Below are 25,248 nucleotides of genomic sequence, written 5' to 3'. Positions count from 1 at the left end.
AGGGCCAAGCGCCGCCGTTGGGGCGCCTGGCCCATTCCCACCCGATAAGACCTCATATCTAAAACTTCTTTCGCAACCCACGTCTGATTACATACCTACCGCATAGGATATGGTAAAGGAGGCGAAAGTGCATGACTTGGCAGGAGGCGCTTCAGGAAGCCGTCATTGAACGCAATCTAGCCGAACACGCATTTATGCAATCTGACCCCGATTTTTGTGACTACCATATCTACCAACTCCATGCCGCAGAAGAAAAGGTGCGACTCATTATCCGCCAGGCAAGAGAAGCGATGGGATATCATCCCGCCTTACCGCCCTCCCTCAGCGCGGCCTTAATGACCCCGGCGTCTGTTTACGAGGGAACATCGGAAGAAGACGAGACATAAGGGACATGTCGCCGGCTAAGCGCACGACTTCCCATTTCCTCCGACCACAGTTCCAACATGAGCAATGCATAGATTTGGCGCGAGGTCGTTCCGTGTCCCGGTCCCATGTCCGTGAGTAGCTGGCGTACACGGGCGCCCTCAAACCACTCGTGGCTGCGCGCCGTGGGACTCGCCAACGTATCCCACGCAATATCGTGAAGCGGCCCCGCTAGTAAGTCTGTGAGCGGCGTGGGAAAGCCTTGTTTGGGGCGGTTGACAATTTCAGATGGCAACACCCGTTTGGCCACTTCCCGCAAAACCCTCTTGTCTTGGCGACCAAACCGGCGCAGTGCCAGAGGCATGCTTAGCGCCAATTCCACCACTTCGTGGTCGCAAAACGGCACGCGAATTTCTAAATTGTAATGCATGCCAATCCGGTCCGTCTTCAACAACACATCATCTGGCAAAAACCACTGCACGTCAAACCCTTGCATCGCTTGCAAGTCTGGTAAAGCTAAGTGACTCGCCCAATATTCGGCGACCGCACCCGGTCGGTCAGCGACACGCCATTCCGGTCTTAACAGCTGAGCTTGTTCTTCTGGGCTAAATGTGTAGCCTACACCCCGGTAGCGCTCCGCCATCGGCTCCATGGCACGCTTAAAGGCATTGCTACCAGGCCATTGCCGTTTTATCCACTGTGCCCGTAAGAAGGCCGGAATTTGTCGTAACCGTGCTAAACTCTGAACTTCTCCATAACCTGCGTATCCCGCAAAAATCTCATCAGCGCCTTCACCGGACAACATCACGGTTTCTTGCTCCGCCGCGGCCCGCGCCACCCCATCAAGAGGCAACACCGTAGGATCTGCCATGGGTTCATCGAGGATATAGGCAAGCTCTCGCACTCTATCCGGCGTAATGCTCAAATCAACCTCAACCCGGTGCAAGGGAATAGCGTAATGCGACGCCACCTTTTGCGCCCAGCCGAACTCATCATAACCAGGGTACTTGGCCGGAAAGGTCGCCGACCATGCCTCAAGCGGATTTTTTAATGTACCCGCGGCAATGGCCGCTACAATACTCGAATCGAGCCCTCCCGATAAAAAGATGCCTAAGGGCACATCGGAAGCCAAATGCGTTCGTACCACATCGACCAATAAGCCATGAAGCCTATCTGCCCAATAAGCCATTTGGTCCATGGACTCAGGTTGCCTAATCGTCGGCTGCCAATACCGCCAGCGCTGGCGCCGTCCATCCCCGTGAATCACCAAAACCTCGCCCGGACGCAACTTACTTACGTTTTTCAACATCGTGTGCGGCGCAGGCACAAATCGATGCGCCAAGTAGCTTGACAACATTTTAGATAATCCTTCAATTTCTTGCTACGAGTGGGGTGGCGCAACTTGCGCAACGCCTTCGCCTCAATTTGCCGAATTCGCTCGCGGGTGACGCCAAAAACCTGGCCCACTTCTTCAAGCGTCCGCGCTCGCCCATCATTGAGTCCAAAACGCAAGCGCAAAACTTTTTCTTCCCGATTTGTTAGGGTATCGAGCACCTCTTCAAGCTGCTCCTTCAGTAGCTGATATCCTGCCGCTTCCGCCGGGGCTGGTGCGTCCTCGTCCTCAATAAAGTCTCCCAAATGAGAATCTTCCTCTTCGCCGATAGGCGTTTCCAAGGAGACGGGTTCTTGCGCCACTTTAAGAATTTCTCGGACGCGTTCCTCGGTAATGCCCATTTCTTTGGCAATTTCTTCCGGGCTCGGATCGCGCCCTAACTCTTGAAGCAATTGGCGTTGAACGCGGATCAATTTGTTAATGGTTTCGACCATGTGCACAGGAATGCGAATCGTCCGCGCTTGGTCAGCAATGGCACGCGTAATAGCTTGGCGGATCCACCATGTCGCATAGGTACTAAATTTGTAGCCCTTTCGGTAGTCGAATTTCTCGACCGCCTTAATGAGTCCTAAATTGCCTTCTTGGATTAAGTCGAGAAATAACATGCCTCGGCCCACATAGCGCTTAGCGATGGACACCACCAAGCGCAGATTAGCTTCGGCCAACTTGCGCTTAGCTTCTTCGTCCCCTTCTTCAATGCGTTTCGCCAGTTCTACCTCTTGATCTGCTGTTAACAACGGAACGCGCCCGATTTCTTTCAAGTACATCCGAACCGGGTCGTCAATGGCCACGCCGTCGGGGGCCGTCAGTTCGTGCCCCACATCTTCGCTTTCCTCAGCGTCCACCTCATCGGGATCAGGCCCGGGCTCTTCATCTACGGGTTGTTCGCCCACCAGTTCGATGCCGAGCTCTCCAAACATCTCGTAGATGCTGTCAATCTGGTCGGGAGGAAGGTCAATAGATTGCAAAGTGTCCACAATTTCCCCATAAGACAATTTGCCTCGCTCTTGACCACGGCGTATCAGGGATTTAACCTCATCAATTTGCCCAACAGTTTTCTTCCCCTGAGCCATGCTATCCCTCCTTTCCTATTATTCCAGCGAATGGAAATGGTGTTCCCATTCCCGTGTTTTGGCCTTGTGCCAGACGCCCTTGGACCATTCGGATCTCTTCGCGTAATGCCTCAGTGTTTTCACCTTGTCTCAACCGCTCAATCAAGGACTGCCAATGTCTATAGTCCTCGCGCCGCCGAATCACCTTTATCGTATCCTTGATGACTCTTATCCCCCCGTCAGGCCCCTCAAAAGTTATTGCTTCTAACAATAAACTGCGTAAACCCGGATCCATCGTGTCAATAAGGCTGCTGAGTTCAGCAGGCGACTGGCCCATTTCAATGCGAGTGACGATGTCACTCAGATGGTACTTCTCAATCCAGTCGGGCAGTTCTTCACGCACCAGAGCGACATGCTCAGGGTGACGCAACAACAACGCCAGTAAGTATACATCGAGAGATGGCCTTGCCCCTTTTGACACGTTTCTCTCCATATTATGCCTATTTTTAGGGGATGTATGCCTAAAGCCTTGCGCTACCCCAAAACTTTGTGCTAGAATACTTTGATCTAATCGCAGTGTTCTCGAAACCATCTCCAGATATCCCGCCTGCTCCACCGGATTCGTCAACGCCTTCCACAAGGGTTTTAGCTCATCCACCAGTTCGGCTTTACCACGCGCAGTGAGACTCGGCAACCGACTAAGACGGTCCTTAAACACGGCTTCAAAATAGGGTATGCGTTCTTCTACCTTTTCGGCTAAAGACAAGGCCCCTTTTTCCCGCAAAAATTCATCGGGGTCTTTGCCTGCATCCAACTGCACGCGATTGACCTGTAACCCTTGCGCTGACAAGATCAGAAAAGCACGACGCATGGCTTCTTCTCCGGCCGTGTCCCGGTCGTAAAGCAAGTCCACTTCCTTCGCATGGCGCGACAACGATCGTGCGTGATCCTCTGTAAGCGCTGTCCCCAATGATGCGACAGCCTGTCCCAGGCCAGCTTGATGACACGCAATTACATCAAAATTTCCTTCTACTAACAGTGGGCGACGGCCTTGACGCCACAGCGGACGCGCTAAATGCTCACCATATAACACCTGTCCTTTATGAAACAACGGCGTCTCTGGGGAGTTCAAATATTTTGGCTCTTGCTCCGGTAATATTGCCCTTCCCCCAAACGCAATAATTTGACCCCGGTGATTCCATATCGGAAAAATGATACGGTGGCGCCACCGATCATAGACACCTCGTCCTTCGCGCCGCGCTACCACGACCCCCGCTTCCAACATTTCTTCCTCGGAAATCCCGTGCTTCATTAAGAAATCCCGCAAAGCCGTCCACGAATCTGGTGCATAACCCAATGCGAACCGCTCGCGTGTTGCTTCATCCACCTGCCGTTGTTGCAAATAGCCATCATAAATTCGCACGGATGATTGGGCGCTTGCCCTGAAAAATTCCTGACTCCACTCCATGATGGCCTGCAAGCGACTCATTTTCTGACTACGAGCATGGTCCCGTTGTGATCGATGCGGCTTGGGTATTCCATTTTCCGTGGCCAGCATGTCCACAGCTTCCGAAAAACTCATGCCGCCATGTTGCATGAGAAACGTAAACACCGTTCCGCCGACATGGCAACCGAAGCAGTAGAATAATTGCTGCTCCGCATCGACACTAAACGACGGGGTTTGCTCCTGATGAAATGGGCATAAACCCCAATAGTGCTTCCCTTTCCGCTTCAAGGTGACCTGCCGACCAATAACCTCGACAATGTCCGCGGCTTCTCGCACCGATGCTACCCAAGTATCGTATTCGGGGTCAGACATCAGGAATCACTCCAGTCCATGTGAAAAAATTCGCCACCGAGGGAAATATTCCTGCATCTTTTTGGCTTCTAATGCGAAAAGAAGAAAAAAAATACCCAAAGCCGTTCGGCTGGGATACGTGAAGGTTTATTGTCAGAAGCAATTATATCACAAAGAGCACGGGTTTTGAGAATTCCCGTGCTCTTTGCTGGACTTTTTTCTCGACTTAGTGTGACTGGTGGCGAAGAAAGGCTTGAGCGGCAGCCAACCGCGCAATGGGAACGCGGAATGGCGAGGCACTCACGTAATTTAACCCCGCTAAGTGGCAGAACTCGATCGAGGAGGGATCCCCACCGTGTTCTCCACAAATTCCGACTTTCAGGTCAGGACGGGTGCGGCGTCCATCATGCACTGCGATCTCGATGAGTTTACCCACGCCTTGGCGATCCAGAACCATAAAGGGATTTTCGGTTAAGATCTTTTCTGCCAAATAATGAGGCAAGAATTTACTTTCGGCGTCGTCACGGCTAAAGCCAAACGTCGTCTGGGTTAAATCGTTGGTACCAAACGAAAAGAACTGCGCCGACTCCGCAATAGTTCCTGCTGTCAAGGCTGCCCGAGGTATCTCAATCATGGTCCCAATCTTATACGGCAGATCTAGTCCCGTGCGCTGTTGGGTCGCTTCATTCACCTGCTGAATCAAGTCTCGCATCCGGATAAACTCTTGGTCAATTCCCACTAAAGGAATCATGACTTCGACCACGGGATGATAACCCTCTTGCAACAATGCCGCTTGCGCTTGAAAAATAGCCTGCGCTTGCATGGCATAGATCTCAGGATAGACGATTCCGAGGCGGACGCCGCGAAATCCCAGCATGGGATTGAATTCGAAGAGCACACGGGATCGCCGGAGAATCGCCTCAAACCGCACCACGTCGTCTACCCGACCCTCTTGTTGAGCTTGCGCTAGGGCTTTTTCGGTCTCGGCCATGTTCGGCAAAAACTCATGCAACGGCGGATCCAGAAGGCGAATCGTCACCGGATACCCATCCATTGCCTTAAGAATCCCATAAAAGTCTTCTTGCTGCATAGGCAAGAGCTTTTGCAACGCGGCTTCCCGTTCCGCCAAGGTTTCAGCCAAAATCATAGCTTGCATTGCCGGCAATCGGTCTTGTCCCATGAACATGTGCTCGGTACGACAGAGTCCCACTCCTTGGGCCCCAAAGTCCCGTGCAATTTGCGCATCCTCTGGGGTATCGGCATTGGCTTCCACGCCCAACGTTTTGATCTCATCAGCCCACGCGAGCAGCGTATTAAAATCCTCCGACAAGCCTGGTTCAACAGTCGGAACAATTCCTTTCACAACCCGTCCTGTGCCGCCATCAATGGTGATGACGTCATTTTCGTGAACTGTGATATCACCGACCATAAATTCGCGCGCTTCGAGGCTAATGCGTACCGACTCACAACCGGTAACGGCCGGCTTCCCCATTCCACGAGCAACAATCGCCGCATGCGACGTCATGCCGCCGCGACTGGTTAGAACCCCTTGAGCCGCTACAATCCCATGAATATCATCCGGCGTAGTCTCTGGTCGCACTAAGATGACCGCTTCACCACGGTTGCCTCGCGCCTCCGCCTCATCCGCATCGAAGACCACTTTGCCTGAGGCTGCTCCCGGCGACGCCGGCAATCCTTGTGCCAAGACGTCAAGCTCGGCGGCGGGGTCAATTTGACGGTACAGCAAGCGCGCCACTTGGTCCGGATCTTGCCGTAGCAATGCCTCATCCCGTGTGATAATCCCTTCCGCTACAAGGTCAACCGCAATTTTGACCGCCGCGCGTGCTGTTCTCTTTCCCGTCCGAGTTTGCAACAAATAGAGTTTCTCACGCTCTACTGTAAATTCGATATCTTGCATATCTCGGTAGTGAGTTTCCAGCAAACGGCAGACATCTGTGAGTTCTTGGAATGTTTTAGGCATTTCCTGCGCCATTTCTTGAATCATTTTGGGCGTGCGAATCCCCGCCACCACATCTTCTCCCTGGGCATTGGTAAGATACTCACCGTACATGCCAGGTTCCCCTGTGTTGGGATTGCGTGTAAAGAGCACCCCCGTCGCCGACGTGGGACCCATATTGCCAAAGACCATCGACTGAACATTCACGGCCGTTCCCAACGTTTCGGGAATTTTGTTCAGACGCCGGTAAACAATGGCGCGAGGGTTCTTCCACGAATCGAAGACCGCTTTAATCGCCATTTCCAATTGCTCTCTCGCATCTTCTGGAAAATCGCGTCCCGTTTCCGAGCGAACCAAAGTCTTGTAGCGGTCAATGACGTCTTCCAGCGCAGCTTCTGACAAATCAGGATCCTGCTGGACGCCGGCCGCATCTTTCACTTCCTGGAGAACATGTTCGAACCGGTTATGCTCCATATGCATGACGACATTGCCAAACATTTGAATGAAGCGGCGATAACTGTCCAACGCAAACCGACGATTTTGCGTCAAAGCGGCCAGACCTTCTACAGTCGCACTGTTGAGACCCAAATTCAATACCGTATCCATCATCCCGGGCATCGAAATGGGAGCTCCAGAGCGCACGGAAACCAGCAATGGCTTTTGAGGGTCCCCGAGCCTTCGTGACAGCTTCGCTTCCAACTCGGTCAAATGCGTCCAAACTTCGTCCATCATGCCTTCAGGAAAGTGATCCAGCTCTTGGTATAAATTGCAGGCTTCGGTCGTAATAGTAAATCCAGGAGGAACGGGCAAACCGATATAGCTCATTTCCGACAGGCCGGCCCCTTTTCCCCCTAATAACTCACGCTGACTTGCCCGACCTTGCTCGAAAGGAAATACGTATCGAGACATCCTAGCTGCGCCCTCCTTGTGTGATTTCCAAGACTTTGGTCGCCGTTTCTTCAACAGCGTGATTACTGACATCAATTACCGGACATTTCAAACGGGTAAAGATGTCCCATGCATAATCCAATTCTGCCATAATTCGCTCCATCGTGGCATATTGCGCGGACGAGCCCAGTCCTAGGGATTTTAATCGTTGCCGCCGAATGCTCATCAACAATTCCGCATCGATGACCAGTCCGACAGCCTTCAAACGGCCTTCTTGAAAAATCTCATGCGGTACTGGCACTTCGGGTACTAACGGCACATTCGCGACTTTCAGACGGTGATTCGCTAAATATAAGCTGACCGGCGTTTTGCTGGTTCTGGACACTCCCAGCAACACGATGTCTGCCTCCCGAATGCCTCGCGGATCTTTGCCATCATCATACTTTACCGCAAACTCGATGGCTTCGACCCGGTCAAAATACTCTCGGTCCAGGCGATGACTGAGCCCTGGCACCAATTGCGGTGTTTGACCAAGCATATTTTGCAAAGCCTGCAACACGGGCCCCATGACATCAACATGATGAATTCCCAGCTGCTGGGCCTTTTCCCGCAAATAACTGCTGAGATCGGCCCGCACAATAGTATAAATGACAACAGAGCTTTGGGCAGCTGCTCGCTCTAGGACCGCATCAATCCCCGCAAAATCGGATACGTTCGATAAGCGCTCAATGCGAATTTCAGCGTGATCAAATTGAATGGCCGCGCCATGAGCGACTCGCTCGGCCGTTTCACCAAGCGAATCGGACACAATAAAAATCCGACCCTGGTTGGCCATGTCCGCCCTCCTAGACCTGACTCATATCAAAATACCGATTATATTGCGTGCGGGCCAGCGCTAAAAGTTGCTTGCGCGCTGCTTGCACCTGCGGATCGGGATCATTGACTAACACCGCATCAAAAAATACCCGCACCGCCTCGGACAAGGTTTGAACCGCGTTCCACCACGCGTCCGGCGTGGGCGCATGACGAACCTGTTCCACGGCCGCTTGGACCGCTAATTCCGCCGGCAACGTCACCTCTGGCGTTGAATCCGTCGCCCTTGTATCCCCTATCACACGGTCTATACGTTTGTAAGCTTGAGCAACCAACTCCCAGTCAGGCTTCTGATGCAAACGCTCAAGCAAACTCAGTCGGTCAGAAAAAGTGTGCCATGGGCAAGCCGCCTGCAATACAGGAGTGGACCATTGCGCGGCGATATGGCGATCGCTCTCGAGAAAACGCGTGACGCGGCCAAAGGTCAATTCAAAGGCCTCTTGAATGCTCCTTTCGTCAACCCCTAAAATATGTCCCACTCGGTCAAAGAGATGCCGTGCAGGTTTTTCCCATACTTGGCTCTCCATGAGAATGCGCCCGATGGCCAGCGCACTACGGCGCATCCCAAAAGGATCTTCGGAGCCTGTCGGCTTAAGTCCTTGGGATAATCCCAACAGCACCGTATCTAAGCGGTCCAGCAATACGAGGAGACGCCCCAAAGTCGTTTCAGGAATAATGTCCCCCTGATAGCCAGGATGATACTGATCCCGAATCGCCTGCACAATGGGGGTGGGCAACCCTTCTTGCTCAGCGTAAATGCCCCCCATCGTGCCTTGAAGTTCGGGAAATTCTTGAACCACTTGCGTCAGCAAATCTGTTTTATATAAATCAAGCGTTCGGTGGAACAAATCCTGTTCGAGTGTCGTTAGAGGCCATTCATCTCGCGTCTCTTGGAAAATATGGTGTAATCGCCGGATTTTGTCGCCATAAGTTCCTAGCTTGGCGTGAAACACCACACGGTCTAACGCCTCTACGTAATCCTCCAAACGGTGGCGACGGTCGGCTCGGTAAAAATAGAGCGCATCGGACAGGCGCGCCCGCAAAACCTTTTCATTGCCATGGACTACGGTCTCCAAGCTCCGCCCGATACCATTGCGCACCCCAATAAAGTAGGGCATCAGACGTCCTTCCCCATCAATCACGGGAAAGTAGCGCTGATGAACTTTCATCGACGTCATTAAGACTTCTTGAGGCACCTCTAGAAATGCGGCATCAAATGCGCCTAAGAATGGGGTAGGCCATTCGACCAAATTGACCACTTCTTCCATCAGACCCTCATCATAGGCAGGGACCCCTCCGACACTTGCTGCGAGTTCGTCAGCCTCACTCACAATTGCTTCTTGGCGGCGCATGGGATCTAGCACGACAAACCCTTGGGCCAAGGCTTGCTCGTAACTCGCAATGCCTCGAATCTCAAGAGCCCCAGGCTGATCGGTACGATTGCCATACGTGTATGGCTGCGAAGCAACACCAGTAATCGAAAGGGGAAGCGCCTGGTCATCGAGCCACAAACTACACCACCGTACCGGGCGAATGAACCGGTAGTCGTGGTCTCCCCAGCGCATGCTGCGTGCCAGGGGAATGGCCGCGAAGGCTCTCTCCATAATCCCTGGCAATAGATCTTCAGCGGCTTCAATGGGTTTCTCTATCACCGCGCATACATATGTCTTGTCCCCTTCACCCATCGTCTGGACTTCGGCAGGACCAATTCCTAGTCGGCGACAAAACCCTAGCAGAGCGGGAGTAGGGACTCCATTCTGATACGCATTGGCCATTAAGGGACCACGCACCGTTTCTTGCAAAGGACTTTGACGGGAAGAGACTTGTCCCATTACGACCAAGCGTCTAGGAGTCGCATAGGCCGCAATGTCTCGCGAGCTTAACCGCATCAGAGCAAACTCGTCCATTATCAAGTCCCGATAGGCGCTTGTAATGTCACGGATATATTGGCTAGGAATTTCTTCCACACCAACTTCCACGAGAAAAGGACGCCATAGCGGAAGGGCATCTTCGAGCATCATGACAACACCTCCTGCTTTTTGGGTGTACGCAGATCTAGATAACGCGTCGCAGCGAGCCGCGACAAAGTGCGCAGACGGCCTAGATAGGCTTGACGTTCGGTAACCGAAATGGCTCCCAAGGCATCGAGAGTGTTGAATATATGAGACGCTTTCAGCAAATATTCATAGCCAGGCCGAATTAAGTCCAAGGACAACAGCCTTTTGGCTTCACTCTCATAAAGGGCAAACAGCTGAAACAATACATCAGACGAGGCCTGCTCAAAACTATACGTGGCGTGCTCCCATTCGGCCCGGCGGAACAATTGATCGTAGGTCACGCCCGGAGCCCATTCAATGGTCCAAATCTCATCCATCATCTCCAGGTCTATGACGGGTACAATAGAGCCGGTCATGGACCAGATCCAGCGCCACCGGGCCGTCGTCCGGCACGCGTCCACACACTTCACACGTTTCCCACTGTGGATAATAACCGGCCAATTGTAGCAAATGCCAGCACGCTGTCAAGGTAATCGTCAGGGCGTTGGCACCTTGCGCAAGGCCTTCCCAACCTCCCACGACCCACGGGAAAACCGCTGGCGCGGCATCGCGCTCTTCCCACATTTCATCCACAAGGTCAGCCAACAACATGCCCCAACTTAAACGGCTTAAGTCCTGACGCATACCTGAGAACCCTTCGACCAAGTCCGTTCCCGTAATGGTATCTAGATTCGACCGGCCATGATAAATTTCACAGACGGTATAAGACAATGGATAAAGACCGGCCAACCGATTCTTGGCCCGCCTAGTGCCTTTGGCGATGGCCCCAATTTTTCCCGATTTAAGGCCAAACGCCGTGATCAGCGCATCCGATTCTCGGTACGGCCGCGATTTCAAAATCAGCATGTGGTCCTGATATTGCGCCATTTACCCCTCCGGTTGTGCATACCCCAACCGTTTGAGCCACGCCTCTTGATCACGCCAATGTCCCCGCACCTTGACCCAAAGGTCCAAATACACTTTTTGTCCGTAATATTCTTCTAAGTCTTTGCGCGCCAAAAAGCCTATGCGTTTCAGCATTTGTCCTTGATTGCCAATTAAAATGGCCTTTTGTGTATCTCGCTCCACGTAAATGGCTGCCCGGATATACATCAGCGTCGGGGTGCGTTGAATTTTTTCCTCAATGGTGACAGCGACCGAATGCGGGACTTCATCGCGGGTTTCTTCGAGTATTTTTTCCCGAATCACCTCCGCTATATAGAAATCTTCCGTCTGGTCTGTCACGGTATCGTCTGGAAAGTACGGCAAGCCTTCGGGAAGCCTGGCTAACAGCGCTTGAACCATGGCCTCAATTCCTTGTTCGTTCTGCGCAGATACCACAAATTCTTCGACATACGGCGCTAAAGCGCGGTACGGGTCAAGCCGCCCTTTGGTCTGCTCGACTAAATCACTCTTGTTGCCCACAAGCACTGCATCATGATGCAAACGCGCAATCAACTGCGCAATCGCGATGTCTTCCGGGCGCGGAGGCTTGGAGATATCCACGACGTGAGCAATCAGGTCGACTTCTTTTAGAGCCCGTTCGGCCGTCATCACCATCCGTTCATCGAGTTTGGTGCGGGGCTGATGAATGCCAGGCGTATCCACGAAGACAATTTGACCGGAGGGGTCATGCAATACCCCTTGGATCCGATTTCGCGTCGTTTGCGGTTTTGCCGTCGTGATGGCGACCTTTCTTCCCAAGATGGCATTAAGCAACGTCGACTTTCCCACGTTCGGCCGACCGATTAATGCAATGTAACCGGATTTAAACGCCATATGCGTCCCCTCTCATTATTCTGCCAATTCCCCTGGGTGTGTCGGGCTCCAGTGAAAACTTTCGGGTAATAGGTCATGCAACCAGTAGCTTTTGACATCATCGCCATCACCTGATGCCACAAATATCTGCAGATCACCAAACTCACTAAGAACCTGCCGACATCCGCCGCACGGCATAGGCCGTTCTCTCTCGCCCATAATCCAAATGGCCTCAAACGAGTGGACGCCGGCTGCCAGTGCCATCGACACGCAAGCTCGCTCTGCACACATGCCGAGAGGATAACTCGCATTTTCCACATTACAGCCGCTAAAAATCTGCCCATCCTTTCCCACCAAAGCCGCCCCCACCGGAAAGTGGGAATATGGCACGTAGGCCCGGTCGCGCACTTGCCGAGCCTGCTCCTTCAGTTCCTGCAACGAATACGCCATTCTCGACTCCCCCTAACGCCCTTCACTAGTCATTGTTGTCAACCCGGGCGTGTTCATGTGCCTTGATAATCACGCGCGCCACGCGTCGTCCAACAACCTTCGATACCGTAAATTCCAAGTTGTCCCATTTCACGACTTCGCCTTCTACAGGGGCCCGGCCTAAAAGGTGGAGAATAAGCCCTCCCACCGTGTCAAAGTCCTCATGGGGCAAATCGACTTCCAAAATTTCGTTGACTTCGTCTAGTTGTACCATCCCGGCTACGTCAATCACGCCATCATCCAAATAACGAACAGGCTGATCTTCCTGATCATATTCGTCTTGAATTTCTCCCACAATTTCCTCAAGCAAGTCTTCAATGGTCACTATCCCTGCCGTGCCACCATACTCATCCAACACCACAGCAATCTGAGTTCTTTGACGCCGGAAATCCGCCAAAAGCTCATCCACTTTCTTTGTTTCCGGCACATATAAGACGGGTCGCGCCAATTCTCCCACGGACGTCGACGGATCGCGCTCTTTTAAATACGCCAAAATGTCGCGGGCATAAATAACCCCGACGACATCATCAATCGTCCGTCTGAAAACCGGGAGCCTTGAATGGCCCCAATGAATCACTGCATCCCACGCTTCGCGCAAGGGGGCGGTATCTGGCAACGCATTCACATCGATGCGTGGCACCATGACTTCCCTGGCCACGGTATCGCCTAAGTCAAAAATGCCTTGAATCATTTGACGTTCATCGGCTTCGAGCAAGCCTTCTTCTTCTCCCACCTCGACCATGCTGCGAATTTCTTCTTCCGTCAGCAACCGGCCCCCTTCGGCCCGTCCGCCCAGAACACGGATAATGCCGGCACCAAACCACGTAAGCACTTGCACAATCGGATAGAAAATCCGCGCAGAAACTTCTAGAAATACCGCAAAACGCAACGCGACACGCTCTGAGTTATGCGCGGCGAACGTCTTCGGAATAATTTCTGCGACTAACAAAATAAACAGGGTCATAACCACTGTGGAAATCAGAATGCCATTGTTCCCAAAATAATGAATAAAAATACCGGTTGCGATCGTCGCCGACATGATATTGGCGAGATTATTTCCCACCAATACCGTCCCGAGCAACCGATTGGGACCCCGAAAACGCATAACGGAATGATTCCTGAAGACTCTCAGCGCGCTTCACGAGACAGCCCAATGCCCCCTAAAATTTCTTCGGTTTTCGCCATCATGCGCTGTTCCTCATCAGGCAGTTCGTGATCCCAGCCCAGCAAATGCAGCACTCCATGCACTGTTAAGAATCCCAGTTCCCGCTCAAAACTATGCCCATAGTCTGCCGCCTGAGCTGCCACTCGGTCTAGCGAAATGACGATGTCCCCTAGCACCGGATCGTCAGGGTTCGCATCCTCTCCTTCCCGTTGGCTAAAAGACAACACATCGGTAGGACGGTCGACCCCGCGATACTCCCGATTCAACGCATGCACCGCTTCATCATTGGTTAACACCACACTCACCTCGGCGTTTTCAAGACCCCCAAGAACGTCAAGCGTGCGGATGACGGCCGCGCGTACTATGGCCTCCAATTTTTCTGATGATCCCGGGGGGCTTTCCACCCATATTTCCACGTCCCCGACTCCTTTCCATTTCCTTCAACACGCTTTCAGGATACTCAATGCGTTGATGAAACATCCCCGTCAAAACCCGCGTAAAAGTGCGGGCAATGGTGTCGAGTTCCTTCAAGGTCAAATTGGACTCATCGAGTTGTCCATCTTCAAGCCGGTCTTTGATAATTTTCCGCACCACTTGTTCAATAGTCTGTGGGGTAGGGTGTTTAAGCGTACGACTTGTCGCTTCGGACGCATCCGCTAACATCACAATAGCCGTCTCTTTGCTTTGCGGGCGCGGTCCATCATAACGAAAATCTTCTTCCAAAACCCCGTCTCCCGTATCGGCAGCGAGCGCTTTATGATAAAAGAAACTGATCAGCGTTGTGCCGTGATGCTCTCGAATAAACTGCACGATGGCATCTGGGAGATGGTACTGACGTGCTAATTCAATGCCATCGCGTACATGAGAGGAGATGATTAACGCCGACACCGTAGGGGCCAGCTTGTCATGGGGATTGTCCGCCCCAAATTGATTGTCAACAAAGAAATAAGGCCGCTTGGATTTCCCAATATCGTGATAGTACGCCCCTACGCGTGCCAACAGCGAATTGCCACCGACGGCCTCCGTCGCTTGTTCCGCTAAGTTTCCGACCATAATGCTATGATGGTAAGTGCCCGGCGCCTCAACCAACAGTTTGCGCAATAATGGCTGATTGGGGTTACTAAGTTCGATCAACTTCATCGATGTAATGATGCCAAAAGGCCCTTCCAAAAAGGGAATCGAGCCCATCGCCAAGACCGCCGCTAAAATCCCATCGAGCAATCCCCATAAGAGCGTCTCCCATGTCGTAGCTTGGCTTAATGCGGCCCCTTGCATGATATCGAGGCCCGCTAAGGCCAGTAAGTTGACAATCCCGACTAAAACCCCCGCACGAATAATGTCATAGCGCTGAGAGAGGCGGGTCACCCCAAAGACCCCTGCTAACCCCCCAAAGAAAGAGACGAGTGCCACATTGAGATCAGCGCCCGTGAGCGTAGCCACCCCCAACGCCAGTACCCCAGCCATAACCATACCCAAGCCTGAATCGACAAGAGCCGTAACCATGATTGCCGCCGTTGGCACCACCAGGTAGCTTAAAGCCGGCAAGTTTTTGACGATATCCGCACCAATGAGTGACGTGGTAAAAATCAATCCCGTAATAATCGTAGCGGGTAGCGATAGGAGGGTTTGACGCCGTAAGAACCACAAATAGCCTGCAATTAAGGCCACCAAAACAAATGATAACAAGGCTGACCCAATCACAGGGGCTGGGTTGAATCCTTGATCAAGAAGCCCCAGTTCTTGCAAAACTTTAATATCAGCAGGCGTGATGACCTGCCCCGCTTGCAGGACCTCTTCCCCCTTGAGAATTTTAACGGTCGGTACCTTGTCCATAGCCGCTTGTCTGCGTGCTGCGGTATCTTGCGCATTTAAAAAGGTATTGGGCACAATCAAGCTCTTTGTGAAGTCCGCTAAAAATAAGCGCAAGCTGGGCTGCTGTTCCTCTTGTGCTGCCAATTGCGCCGCAAAGCCTTGAGCCTCGGCTAAGCCCACTTTATTGTTGCGCACACCATTGCCATTACCCATTGCGGAGGAAATGATCACGAGCGCATCTTGTTGCAGCTGCGACAAACTCGCAGGGGACAGGCTTAGAACCTTACCCCAGACGCTTAAGGGCAATCCGATGGGCAAGGCTTGGGCAATGGTTTGTTCTCGCAAATCTAACGGGGCGGTCTGGTCTATCGACAGCGAGAGTATTAGGGAAAAATCCTTATGGAGCGCCGCCTCTTGATTGCGCAATATTTGATTGTTCGTCGTATAGACACTGGGAACAAGTTTAGCCGCCTGTTCACGAGCTTTTTGGGTGGCACCCCAATCGACCACCCCATACGGCGCCACGACCGTACGCGGCGCCAAATCCCCCGCTGCCACATCGATGCGTTGGGCCAACAACGTCGTGGCGAACACGATAGTGGCCAACAACCAGACCCCTGCCGCTACCAGGACTTGCCGCCACTGCAGGGGTGTGCCTTGAAAGCGGAGTCTGCTAAACCAGTCATGGACGTTGCGTTGCGTGTTCATGCTCATTGTTAGCTCCTTGCTCTGCTTCAAACCGCTGATACGCCTCGATAATCTCCCCGACTAACGGGTGTCTTACCACATCCCGCTTTCCTAAACGAATCGTACGGATGTTAGGAATATCGCGCAAGATATGCTCCGCCTCAAACAAGCCTGAACGCTGTCCGCGTGCTAAATCGACTTGAGTCTCGTCACCTGTGACGACCATCTTAGACCCATAGCCTAGTCGTGTCAAAAACATTTTCATTTGCTCATAGGTGGTATTTTGGGCTTCATCCAATATGATAAAACTCGAATTGAGGGTGCGACCGCGCATGTAAGCCAATGGCGCGATTTCAATATGGCCCCGTTCGCGATACCGTTCCACCGCCTCTTGTCCAAGGAATTCAAAGAGGGCATCATAAAGCGGCCGCAAATACGGGTCGACTTTGTCTTCCAATGCTCCCGGTAAGAAACCCAGTTTTTCTCCTGCCTCCACAGCGGGACGTGTTAAAATGATGCGCTCAACCTCATGAGCCTTTAAAGCTTGCACAGCCATCGCCATGGCCAAATAGGTTTTCCCAGTGCCTGCCGGTCCGATTCCGAACACCAAGGTATTTTGCCGGACCGCTTCCACGTAAACTTGCTGTCCCACAGTTTTAGGCCGCACAACGCGCCCTTGCGTGGTCGTGTACACAGCTTCCGTAAGCAGATGCAAGAACTGGCTTTGGGTGCCTTCTTTAACAGCTTCTACGGCCGCATCAACCGTATCCAAGCGAATCGGCTGCCCCGCATAAGCCCACTGCGACAGCAAGTCCAAAACCTCTCGCGCCAACGCTTGATCGGAGTCAGGTCCTTGAATGGCAATCACGTTGCCTCGCGCCGTCAATTTGACATGCAAGGCATTCTCAATATGCTTTAGATGCTCATCTCCACGTCCTACCAAAAGCGTTACGGCATTGTTATCCGTTATCACCCACTGAGAAAGCGGCAATGGCGTCCCCCTTTGCGTTCCGCTGTTAAGCTGGCGGCACTGCAATATTTTGATTGACTGTCCAAATCAAATGAACCGAAACTCCCTGCTTGGTCCAGTGTACGATGCGCTGCTCCCGCACACGGGTTCCCCCGTGCGCTTCATGCTGCAAGCGCTGCGTCACCTCTGCGACAGCACGCGCCAATGCTTGTTTGCGCGATAACAGCTGGTGACGCCTTTGCAACTCATTATATACGATTTTAACCTCTTCAACCGGAAGGGTCACCTTTCGCCATTGCAGCGGCTGGACAATTTTCTGGCGCCAATAATAGCGAAATGGTACCGCTCCATATCCTTTGAGCAAAATTGGCTCACCATCCGCTAATTTTAGAAAATCTTGCTCAAACCGTCGACCCGTAGGCTTTAAGGCCCAAAAACGAAACGGCTGCCACCAAGTGGCGGCATAACGCACATCCGCAAACACGTCGCCCTTTGCCGGCGTTTTCACGGCATCCGTAATCGGCTGCTTGGCATCTGGCGGCTGCACCGGAATCTGGGCACTGACCGCTCCACTGATTAATGTTTGTCCTTTGTGCACGCGCTCCCCCGCTACCACTTCCGGATCTCCGATAAAGACCAACACGGAGGTCACCACGCCATCTCGCGCCGCAACCAATTTGGATGGCAGTGCATCCGGGGGACGATTGACCAAGGGAATCACATGAATCGTCACCAACATCCCGTGCACCGACAAGCCAATCCACGCATATTGGGGAAGCCTTCTTTGCATCCTTTGGCGTTCGGCATTGAGATTCATGCGTGAACGCAACATGCCAATGTGTACCCCTGCTTGCTCCGCTGCGGCCACGAGCTGTTCTTGAGCCTCATGACTGATATTAGCGCCCGGCGCGTCAATCACCCAAATACGGCTGGTCGCAAACACGATGAGAAATAGCGCCGTCAATGCACCTACTCCGAGAAAAGGACGGTGCTTGAGCGCTTGCACCTTAAATGGCAGTCCCCCTCGGCGCCCAAAACGAACGCGGCAATGATAGCCCCGAACGGACTTTCGCAACCACACAATGCCTTGCAGACTTACAGTAAATGTGTATCCTTTGTCTGTTTGCCGTACATTCCATAGTCTAGGCCCGGCCAAAACGAGACGGCTAATGGCTTCTTCCGGATTGCGACCTGTCAAGGTAATTTCAATCCAACCAAATACTAGACGGTACAAGAAATCAATCACGGCCGGCCCTCCTGAAACACTAACGAACGCACATGGCCCGTAACTAATACTTCGCCGCGGTCTATCCAGCCAATCACCATATCCTGACCCTGGACAATAAGACGGCCGTCCGCCAAGCGCAGAATCACTTGATCTGGAGCATATTTTTCGAGACCACGGTGATTTTCGACGCGGAATTGAAGATGCCCGACCACCTCGATGCGGGAAACATTGACTAAAACTTCAGGGGGGATTTCCAGCATCTGGGCTATTCGTGTCATGGCACGCCCCTTTTTCATACGGTGTCCTCCTTGTCCCTTCTCTCATTCATGCTATGCCTAGATATGAGCAGCCATGAAAGAATTAGAAGCGAAGTTTGCAGGAACCGTACGTCCCCGTGGCGAATATAGCTCTCATCAGTGAACGCTATACCTCCAAAGACTGCTCAGGGTGTGGCTATCGCCAGGACATGCCGTTGTGGAACCGGACCAGTGCGGGCTCGTGATGGATCGCGACAAAAATTCCGCTCGAAATATTTTAGCCTGGTTCCTTGCCCGGCTAGGGTTATATCCTGCTTCTCAGCAGGACGATGTGCTGAGTGCACACTCAGGAATTTGAACATGTTTACACATGTTTAGGAAGGCAGGATGTATTATAGTGGATGCTTTGCTTCGCTACGTAGTGGAACCCCTTTTGCCTCCAGCAAGACCGCTGAATATGGTCCGAGTGCTTCGCATCACGACCACACGGCAATGCTGGATGCAATGTGCTTTTTGTGATTTCAGCCAGTATGCCCCCTTGGTCGGACATCATACAGCGAGTCCCGCCATTAGCCCCGATCACGTCCAACAAGCCGTATCCGCCGCCTCTTATGATCTCATTAAAGTGCGTGGGGGGCTCACCGTATGGGAGCCATGGAGTTACTTTGTACAATTAGTCCGTCACATCTCTTCGCAAAGTCGGGCTCCGATTCAGGCCTTTTCTGCGGTTGAACTCATGCATTTTCACCGCGTGGAAAAAATCCCCTTGCGCGATATGCTCGATGAATTGCGGTGGGCAGGTGCTACGAGTCTAGGCCCTGGGGGTGGAGAGCTCTTAGTCGATGAATGGCGGGAAACGGTCGCGGCCCATCGTCTGCGATCGGCCGAGTGGCTGAGCATTCAACAATTGGCCATGGAGTCTGGTTTGCAGTCACGTGCTATGCTACTTGTCTTTCACGGCATAACCCCTGAGCTCATACAATCCCATCTCCACGCCTTGCAAGCGATTCGGGATTTGTCCGTGATTGAAATCAAACCCTTGCGAACGGCAAGTTCCCCAATGGCCTATTGGGATCCTCCTCACCTTCTCGAATTATTGGCGGTAGTCCAAGCCATTAGAACGCAGTGGCCACATGTGGACATTGTGATGAACCGCACCCTATTATCCGAGGATGCCCTTACGCTTTTGCATCATCATGGTGTAAATCATGTCTATATCACCGCAAAGGAGATTGGTTAATGGCTCGTCCCTTATCATGGGTTCCTGTTCTCGACGTTAGTCATAGCGCAGTGACGCCTTTCACATTGCGCCAAATTTCTGTCTTTGTCCGCAGCCATAATGGCTACGGTCATGTCCTTACCCGCAGTCCGCTTCCTCAAGACTTCGACTGTCCCTCATGGACATATACCGCGGCCCCCATTCAAGGACCATGGCGCATGCCAAATGCCAGTGTGTTAGTGGGCAAACTAGAAGACCCTGAGATGGACATTATGTTAGAAATCCCCGCAAATAACCCTGACAGATCTCCTGCCTTAATCGACCTTGCGAGCTGTACCGCCATGCCTGGGTGCCGTTGGATCGTGTACCGCAAGCCGGGAGTCGGAGCCATGGCGGCCAGCCATGCCATCTTGCGTCTCGCCTCTTTGTACCCGCACGCCTCCTTATGGCTAGACCAGCCTTCGATCGGATGGGACCTTGCCGCATATTTGTTGGCGGCCGACGATCGCTTACAATTACTTCATATTCCGGATCAGGAACTCTCTCAACTGGTGGATATCGCCACCGCACTGCAAAGGCCTATTATGCTTCATGATTTTGGGCCTCACAAGGCTTTACCTGTAATGGCTCTGCCGCAACATGCCTTCTTGCCCCCAGTACCCTCATCGAACATGACGTCGTTGCCCGTCTACCCCGGTTACCTTTAATTTTAGGGCCAGGGTGTTACAGCCCTAGCAAAGGCCCCTGCCGGGGCTTGAACCACAAAAGCCGGCCCAAATTGGTCCTTTTGTGCATTAAACCAGAAGCCTTGACTTGGCCCATCCACAATCAGAGCCCATCCAGGCCCAGTACCATCCGTCGTCATAGTCGCTTGCAAGGGATGCGGCCATGGCTTTTGATTCTTCCACTGGGCTTGTCCCGCTCTCAGTGGCACAATGCCTTTAACCGTCAACCCATAAGGCGGATTAGTGGGCATCACGGCAATCACCGCACGCCATACACTAGGATAGGGGTATCGTTTAAAAATCCTACCACGGTTCGCCGGGATCGTTACCATATCAAACCCCCGCAATCCCGACGTGACTGGAAGATAACCGCGAGCTTGGCCAAAGGCCAACGTTCCTTGCGGCGGACTATCAACCGTCCAATGTTGGAGAACGTGAGCACCTATGCGAGTAATCGTAGCATGATTGGGGTCGGCACTTAACACCGCAACAGTGCCGCCCGGTGCTGGTACCAACGTGGTAATCGCTAGAGGCGTTCTCGTGCGTAACCTCAGGCCGTGGTTCCATTCATAAATGCGAACATGCAAGGCGTTAAGTCGCTCCGCTACAACCCATAGGTGACCTCCAAGATACGAAACGGCTAACAGCGTCATCCCTTTGGGCGCACGGACTGCGACATGGGGTTGGCGGCCCGGTGTCATAGCCCAAATCGCATAGCCGGTCGTCACCCACAAGGTACCACCATGGGCCGTCATAATTTCTTCTTGGGCAACTAACCCCAGGGCTCCCAAATTCCACAGCGGGCCGCGCAAATGACCTTGCGCGCTAAATTGGCCCACCCACAAATCCTCACGGTTATGACCTATATTCTTAGCAAATGCGACCGCCAAATGGGGCGGATAGGAGAGTGGACCACATCCTGCTAATACGAGAGTTAAAAACAACAAAAAGACCCTTTTGGACAACCTGATCCAAAAGGGTCTAAAAGCCCAGCCTTTACGCATCTTAAACCTGTAGTTGCGCTTTAACTAACTCCGCAACATGCCGACCATCGGCCCGACCACGAATTTTAGGATTGATCAAATTCATGACCTTTCCCATATCTTTGGGGCCTTGGGCTCCGGTCTCTTGAATCGCTGCGACAATCAGTTCAGTCAGCGCCGTTTCTGTCAATGGTGTTGGCAGATACTCACTGAGAATAGCAATATCTTTCTCATTTTTCTCCACTAAATCACTGCGGCCTGCGCGCTGAAACTCTTCGTTGGCCTCTTTGCGCTCTTTAATTTCTTTCACAATGACCTGCAAGATGCCATCGTCATCCAGGGTAATGCGTTCACTGCGCGTTTCTTGAGCCAAAATTCCCGCCTTTACGGCACGAATCACAGACAGACGCACACTATCTTTTGCCCGCATCGCCGTCTTCAAGTCATCATTCAGCCGCTCTCGGAGAGTCAAGGGAGAACCCCCTTAAAAACCATAATTATTTCGCACGCTTTTTGCGCGCGGCTTCGGATTTCTTCTTGCGACGGACACTCGGCTTCTCATAATGCTCGTGTTTACGCGCTTCCGCAAGGACGCCCGCCTTTTGGATCTGTCTCTTAAACCGCCGTAGTGCGCTGTCCAAGCTTTCGTTTTTACCGACTTTTACCTCTGACATAGTTCTCCCTCCCCTCCACCCGAACGGGTCGGGGTACGCTTCTCTTTATTATATGTGTCGAGGGAAAAGTGTGTCAAACCCTGATTGCTATGTCTTTTGTCTGAAATCCTACCTTACCATGGACGGTACAAGTGCCCATACTTTGATAAGCACTCTTTGCAGAGGGTGCTCTCCAAAAAGCCGGTGGACATGGAGGTCGCCTCCCGTTTCACCACTGGTTTATGACAGATATCACAAAACTTTAACTCCACAACTTTGCCCATCATCTCGACCTCCTGCCTATAGCATGGCCGAAAGATCGGGCAAGAATCCTAGAAAAGGTCACCAACCGAGGAAAGCCGTGAGGACGCCCACGCTGTCAAAATCCCAGCAGCTATCACGCCCGCGTTCTCTGCCCGGTAAATGAAAGGGCCTAACGATACCGCAACGTATTGTGCCTCTTGCAACATCGCCACTTCGGAGTCGGAAAGACCCCCCTCGGGCCCAGCCACCAACATCCACTCGGAGCCGTGAGGACGCTCCTCCAGTAGCCACTCCAGAATGTTCGGCCCTTCAGGATGTAAAACGCATTTGACATGCCCGGGCATGGTAGGCAGTGCTTTAAACGACGTGACGGGTTCAATCTGGGGAACTCGTGTTTGCCGAGACTGTTCCGTCGCTTCCTGGGCAATAATTTGCCATCGTTGCTGTTTTGCAGGTGAGACGTCGCGCACAATGCTTCGTTCTGACACCACCGGGATGAACCGAGAAATGCCTGCTTCGGTGCCCTTTTCAACAATTTGGGCAAAAAGATCGCGTTTGATCAGCGCCTGAGCTAAGGTAATGGCAATAGGCACGTGCACCTCGTCCACGTTCTGAATGGTCAAGGTCTGTGAGTCTGGCTCCACCTTACACTCATATAACCGGGCTCCACTGACCAACGCTTCCACCAATTGTCCTGGTCTTACGCGCATCACCCGAAATAAATAGTGTTGCTGCGGTGGTGTCAGCATGCATTCGTGCCCTTGAATCTGCGAAGGTTCTACAACGATGCGAATCATCGCCTCACCACCATCATCGCCCACCCTTGACGATGCTGCACCGATTGGACTTGAAACCCGGATTGCCTTACGACCTGGGCCACCTCATCAGTGCGCTCGCTTAAAATACCAGACAAGATGCTTTGGGCCCCCTGTGCCAAATAGGGAACCAAATGCGGCCATTCGGGAATAATGATGTCGGCAATTAAGTTGAGCAAAGCAAGATCAAAGACCTCGCGGTGTGGTACATCCGCTAAGGTCCCCAAAATTAAGGTCGCCGCGACTGCGTTGCGGTCCACGTTCTCTTTCAGGGCACGGAATGCCACGGGATCCGGTTCAACGGCCACGACGCGCTTAGCGCCCATGCGTGCAGCTAAAATCGCTAAAATTCCCGACCCCGCCCCCAAATCCAAAACACGCTGCCCCACAGGTGCGACTCGGATGATTTGCTCTAAGCACATTAAGGTGGTAGGATGATCGCCCGTACCAAAGGCCATCGCCGGATCTAAAACAATCTGATGGCGAGAATCGTCGGTTACAGCGTCACTCCAAGCGGGAACGATCTGGTACCCTTCGGGTAAGGAGATCGGCTGGTAGTATTGCTTCCAGCTATTTTCCCAGTCTTCCGTCAAAATTTCCCGGTAGGACACCTCCCAGCCCTTGCTGCGCGCTTCGGCCGCAATGCGAGCTTGGTTAGAGGGCCAGCTGGCATCCAAAGGAAAATAAGCGCGGACAAACGGCTCACCAGGCGCCAAAGGAATATCCGTGTAGGGCGCTTGGGCTGGCGAGCCATCGTCCCACTCGACCCCTGCTCCAGTCCATGACAAGAAGATCTGAACCGTCTCCTCAACCGCCTCAGCAGGCACAGTGCATGTCACGGCCATATAATTGAGGGGCTGAATGGAATTACCGGCCCAGGGCATCTTTCACCTTGCGGAAAATACTCTTGTCCTCATGGGCAACCTCTTCTTTTCGCATTTCCGCCCACATGTGAAGAATCTCCCGCTCTTTCGCGGTCAGCGAGGTGGGAACCACAACCTTTACACGCACATTCAATGAGCCGTGAATGGTGCTGCTGCCAATCCGCGGCAACCCATGCCGACTCAGCTTGAACACGGACCCCGTCTGAGTCCCTGCCGGAATATGAAGCGTTTCCTCCCCATCCAAGGTGGCCACTTTAATTTCAGCTCCTAAGGCCGCCTGAGCGAACGTGATTGGCTGCTCCACCCACAAGTCATCCCCGTCTCGTGTGAAACGTTCGTGCGGTTTGATGTGGATAAACACAATTAAGTCGCCAGATGGGCCTCCGTGTTGTCCGGCGCCTCCTTCACCCGCCACTCGCAATCGAGTGCCTTCATCAACCCCTGGGGGTACCGTTACACTCAAACTTTTGTCGACGCGTACTTGCCCTCGACCATGGCATTCTTTACATGGAACAGGAATAATCCGTCCGGACCCGTGACATTTTGGACAGGTTTCCACCTGACGAATGCGGCCCAAAAAGCTTTCCCGAATGCGTTCAACCTGCCCACTGCCATGACACGTCGAACACATTTCTAAACGGGTACCCGGCTCGGCTTGGTTGCCATGACAGTGAGGACACACTTCGTCACGCGTCACTTTAATGTCTTTAGAAGAACCCGCCAACACCTCTTCTAAAGTCAACGTCAGATCATAGCGCAAGTCAGGACCTTTTTCCGGACCTCCCCGGCGCCCTTGACCGCCACCCTGCCCAAAAAATATATCAAAAATGTCTCCAAAGCCACCAAAGCCGAAGTCTTGGCCCCCAAACGGATTCCCCGCTTGCGGCCCATCCGCACCGAACTGATCGTAACGGGCGCGCTTCTCGGGGTCACGTTTCGCCATTACTTGATATCCCTCCTCGTAATGCCAGTCCCTGAC

25 protein-coding genes are annotated in these 25,248 nt (G+C 52.7%); 3 read left to right on the top strand and 22 right to left on the bottom strand.

The features are described 5' to 3' along the window. The first annotated feature begins 131 nt into the window (after window positions 1–131). Entirely contained in the window at window positions 132–386 is a 255-nt protein-coding gene (locus ORD20_RS11950) for a hypothetical protein (protein WP_103374461.1), read from the top strand. Here the strand turns inward: ORD20_RS11950 and ORD20_RS11945 are convergent. The 16 genes from ORD20_RS11945 to ORD20_RS11870 all read right to left on the bottom strand — a co-directional run bounded on the left by ORD20_RS11945 (window position 353) and on the right by ORD20_RS11870 (window position 18,765). Beyond that, window positions 353–1,720 carry an asparagine synthetase B family protein gene (locus tag ORD20_RS11945; protein WP_430626208.1) on the bottom strand — a complete coding sequence of 456 codons (1,368 nt, stop codon included), beginning with the start codon at window positions 1,718–1,720 and terminating at the stop codon, window positions 353–355. The two genes, ORD20_RS11950 and ORD20_RS11945, sit on opposite strands and share 34 nt — an antisense overlap. Further along, on the bottom strand, window positions 1,666–2,829 hold the full coding sequence (gene rpoD / locus ORD20_RS11940; RefSeq protein WP_430626207.1) for an RNA polymerase sigma factor RpoD: 1,164 nt from the start codon (window positions 2,827–2,829) through the stop codon (window positions 1,666–1,668). The genes ORD20_RS11945 and rpoD overlap by 55 nt, the downstream gene beginning before the upstream one ends. A 1-nt stretch (window position 2,830) precedes the next feature. Next, on the bottom strand, window positions 2,831–4,627 hold the full coding sequence (gene dnaG, locus ORD20_RS11935; protein WP_103374464.1) for a DNA primase: 1,797 nt from the start codon (window positions 4,625–4,627) through the stop codon (window positions 2,831–2,833). A 205-nt stretch (window positions 4,628–4,832) separates the two neighbouring features. Beyond that, window positions 4,833–7,472, bottom strand: a complete 2,640-nt coding sequence (gene ppdK / locus ORD20_RS11930; RefSeq protein ID WP_103374465.1) for a pyruvate, phosphate dikinase — start codon at window positions 7,470–7,472, stop codon at window positions 4,833–4,835. A gap of 1 nt (window position 7,473) precedes the next feature. Next, window positions 7,474–8,286, bottom strand: a complete 813-nt coding sequence (locus tag ORD20_RS11925) for a pyruvate, water dikinase regulatory protein (RefSeq protein WP_103374466.1) — start codon at window positions 8,284–8,286, stop codon at window positions 7,474–7,476. A 10-nt stretch (window positions 8,287–8,296) separates the two neighbouring features. Then, window positions 8,297–10,345: a glycine--tRNA ligase subunit beta gene (gene glyS / locus ORD20_RS11920; protein ID WP_103374467.1), complete on the bottom strand. Its 2,049-nt coding sequence runs from the start codon at window positions 10,343–10,345 to the stop codon at window positions 8,297–8,299. Further along, a complete protein-coding gene (locus ORD20_RS11915) occupies window positions 10,342–10,701 on the bottom strand; it encodes a glycine--tRNA ligase subunit alpha (protein WP_430626206.1) in 360 nt (119 codons plus the stop codon). Before ORD20_RS11915 ends, glyS begins: the two co-directional genes overlap by 4 nt. After that, on the bottom strand, window positions 10,691–11,248 hold the full coding sequence (gene recO, locus ORD20_RS11910; RefSeq protein ID WP_430626205.1) for a DNA repair protein RecO: 558 nt from the start codon (window positions 11,246–11,248) through the stop codon (window positions 10,691–10,693). Before recO ends, ORD20_RS11915 begins: the two co-directional genes overlap by 11 nt. After that, entirely contained in the window at window positions 11,249–12,139 is an 891-nt protein-coding gene (gene era / locus ORD20_RS11905; RefSeq protein WP_103374470.1) for a GTPase Era, read from the bottom strand. Between the two features lie 15 nt (window positions 12,140–12,154). Further along, window positions 12,155–12,568 carry a cytidine deaminase gene (locus ORD20_RS11900; protein ID WP_103374471.1) on the bottom strand — a complete coding sequence of 138 codons (414 nt, stop codon included), beginning with the start codon at window positions 12,566–12,568 and terminating at the stop codon, window positions 12,155–12,157. A 25-nt stretch (window positions 12,569–12,593) separates the two neighbouring features. Continuing rightward, window positions 12,594–13,712, bottom strand: a complete 1,119-nt coding sequence (locus ORD20_RS11895; protein ID WP_430626204.1) for a hemolysin family protein — start codon at window positions 13,710–13,712, stop codon at window positions 12,594–12,596. Between the two features lie 23 nt (window positions 13,713–13,735). After that, window positions 13,736–14,146, bottom strand: coding sequence for an rRNA maturation RNase YbeY (ybeY, locus tag ORD20_RS11890; protein WP_242968285.1), 411 nt, complete (start codon window positions 14,144–14,146; stop codon window positions 13,736–13,738). After that, entirely contained in the window at window positions 14,106–16,292 is a 2,187-nt protein-coding gene (locus ORD20_RS11885; RefSeq protein WP_103374475.1) for an HD family phosphohydrolase, read from the bottom strand. Before ORD20_RS11885 ends, ybeY begins: the two co-directional genes overlap by 41 nt. After that, window positions 16,267–17,262: a PhoH family protein gene (locus ORD20_RS11880; protein ID WP_103374476.1), complete on the bottom strand. Its 996-nt coding sequence runs from the start codon at window positions 17,260–17,262 to the stop codon at window positions 16,267–16,269. Before ORD20_RS11880 ends, ORD20_RS11885 begins: the two co-directional genes overlap by 26 nt. Before the next feature lie 25 nt (window positions 17,263–17,287). Continuing rightward, window positions 17,288–18,487, bottom strand: coding sequence for a sporulation protein YqfD (locus ORD20_RS11875; RefSeq protein WP_158246159.1), 1,200 nt, complete (start codon window positions 18,485–18,487; stop codon window positions 17,288–17,290). Then, entirely contained in the window at window positions 18,484–18,765 is a 282-nt protein-coding gene (locus ORD20_RS11870; protein ID WP_103374478.1) for a YabP/YqfC family sporulation protein, read from the bottom strand. The genes ORD20_RS11875 and ORD20_RS11870 overlap by 4 nt, the downstream gene beginning before the upstream one ends. 358 nt (window positions 18,766–19,123) lie before the next feature. Between ORD20_RS11870 and ORD20_RS11865 the strand changes: the two genes are divergently transcribed. Further along, the gene (locus ORD20_RS11865) at window positions 19,124–19,966 is read left to right on the top strand and encodes a hypothetical protein (protein ID WP_103374479.1); all 843 of its coding nucleotides are present in this window, start codon (window positions 19,124–19,126) and stop codon (window positions 19,964–19,966) included. After that, window positions 19,966–20,652: a hypothetical protein gene (locus tag ORD20_RS11860; RefSeq protein ID WP_103374480.1), complete on the top strand. Its 687-nt coding sequence runs from the start codon at window positions 19,966–19,968 to the stop codon at window positions 20,650–20,652. The genes ORD20_RS11865 and ORD20_RS11860 overlap by 1 nt, the downstream gene beginning before the upstream one ends. Window positions 20,653–20,654: 2 nt before the next feature. Here ORD20_RS11860 and ORD20_RS11855 read toward each other — a convergent pair whose 3' ends face one another. The 6 genes from ORD20_RS11855 to ORD20_RS11830 all read right to left on the bottom strand — a co-directional run bounded on the left by ORD20_RS11855 (window position 20,655) and on the right by ORD20_RS11830 (window position 25,212). Next, window positions 20,655–21,617 carry a hypothetical protein gene (locus ORD20_RS11855; RefSeq protein WP_103374481.1) on the bottom strand — a complete coding sequence of 321 codons (963 nt, stop codon included), beginning with the start codon at window positions 21,615–21,617 and terminating at the stop codon, window positions 20,655–20,657. Between the two features lie 58 nt (window positions 21,618–21,675). Further along, window positions 21,676–22,125: a GatB/YqeY domain-containing protein gene (locus ORD20_RS11850; protein WP_103374482.1), complete on the bottom strand. Its 450-nt coding sequence runs from the start codon at window positions 22,123–22,125 to the stop codon at window positions 21,676–21,678. 25 nt (window positions 22,126–22,150) lie between these two features. Continuing rightward, window positions 22,151–22,327, bottom strand: a complete 177-nt coding sequence (gene rpsU / locus ORD20_RS11845) for a 30S ribosomal protein S21 (RefSeq protein WP_103374483.1) — start codon at window positions 22,325–22,327, stop codon at window positions 22,151–22,153. 311 nt (window positions 22,328–22,638) lie between these two features. Then, window positions 22,639–23,367 carry an RsmE family RNA methyltransferase gene (locus tag ORD20_RS11840; protein ID WP_103374484.1) on the bottom strand — a complete coding sequence of 243 codons (729 nt, stop codon included), beginning with the start codon at window positions 23,365–23,367 and terminating at the stop codon, window positions 22,639–22,641. Further along, a complete protein-coding gene (locus ORD20_RS11835) occupies window positions 23,364–24,269 on the bottom strand; it encodes a 50S ribosomal protein L11 methyltransferase (protein ID WP_103374485.1) in 906 nt (301 codons plus the stop codon). Before ORD20_RS11835 ends, ORD20_RS11840 begins: the two co-directional genes overlap by 4 nt. Continuing rightward, a complete protein-coding gene (locus ORD20_RS11830) occupies window positions 24,253–25,212 on the bottom strand; it encodes a DnaJ C-terminal domain-containing protein (protein WP_430626203.1) in 960 nt (319 codons plus the stop codon). Before ORD20_RS11830 ends, ORD20_RS11835 begins: the two co-directional genes overlap by 17 nt. Window positions 25,213–25,248 lie beyond the last annotated feature (36 nt).

The organism is Sulfobacillus thermotolerans, assembly GCF_039623705.1.
Classification (GTDB): Bacteria; Bacillota; Sulfobacillia; order Sulfobacillales; family Sulfobacillaceae; genus Sulfobacillus; species Sulfobacillus thermotolerans.
The sequence above is the reverse complement of the archived record's forward strand: the minus strand, read 5'-3'. Positions and strand labels throughout refer to the sequence as shown.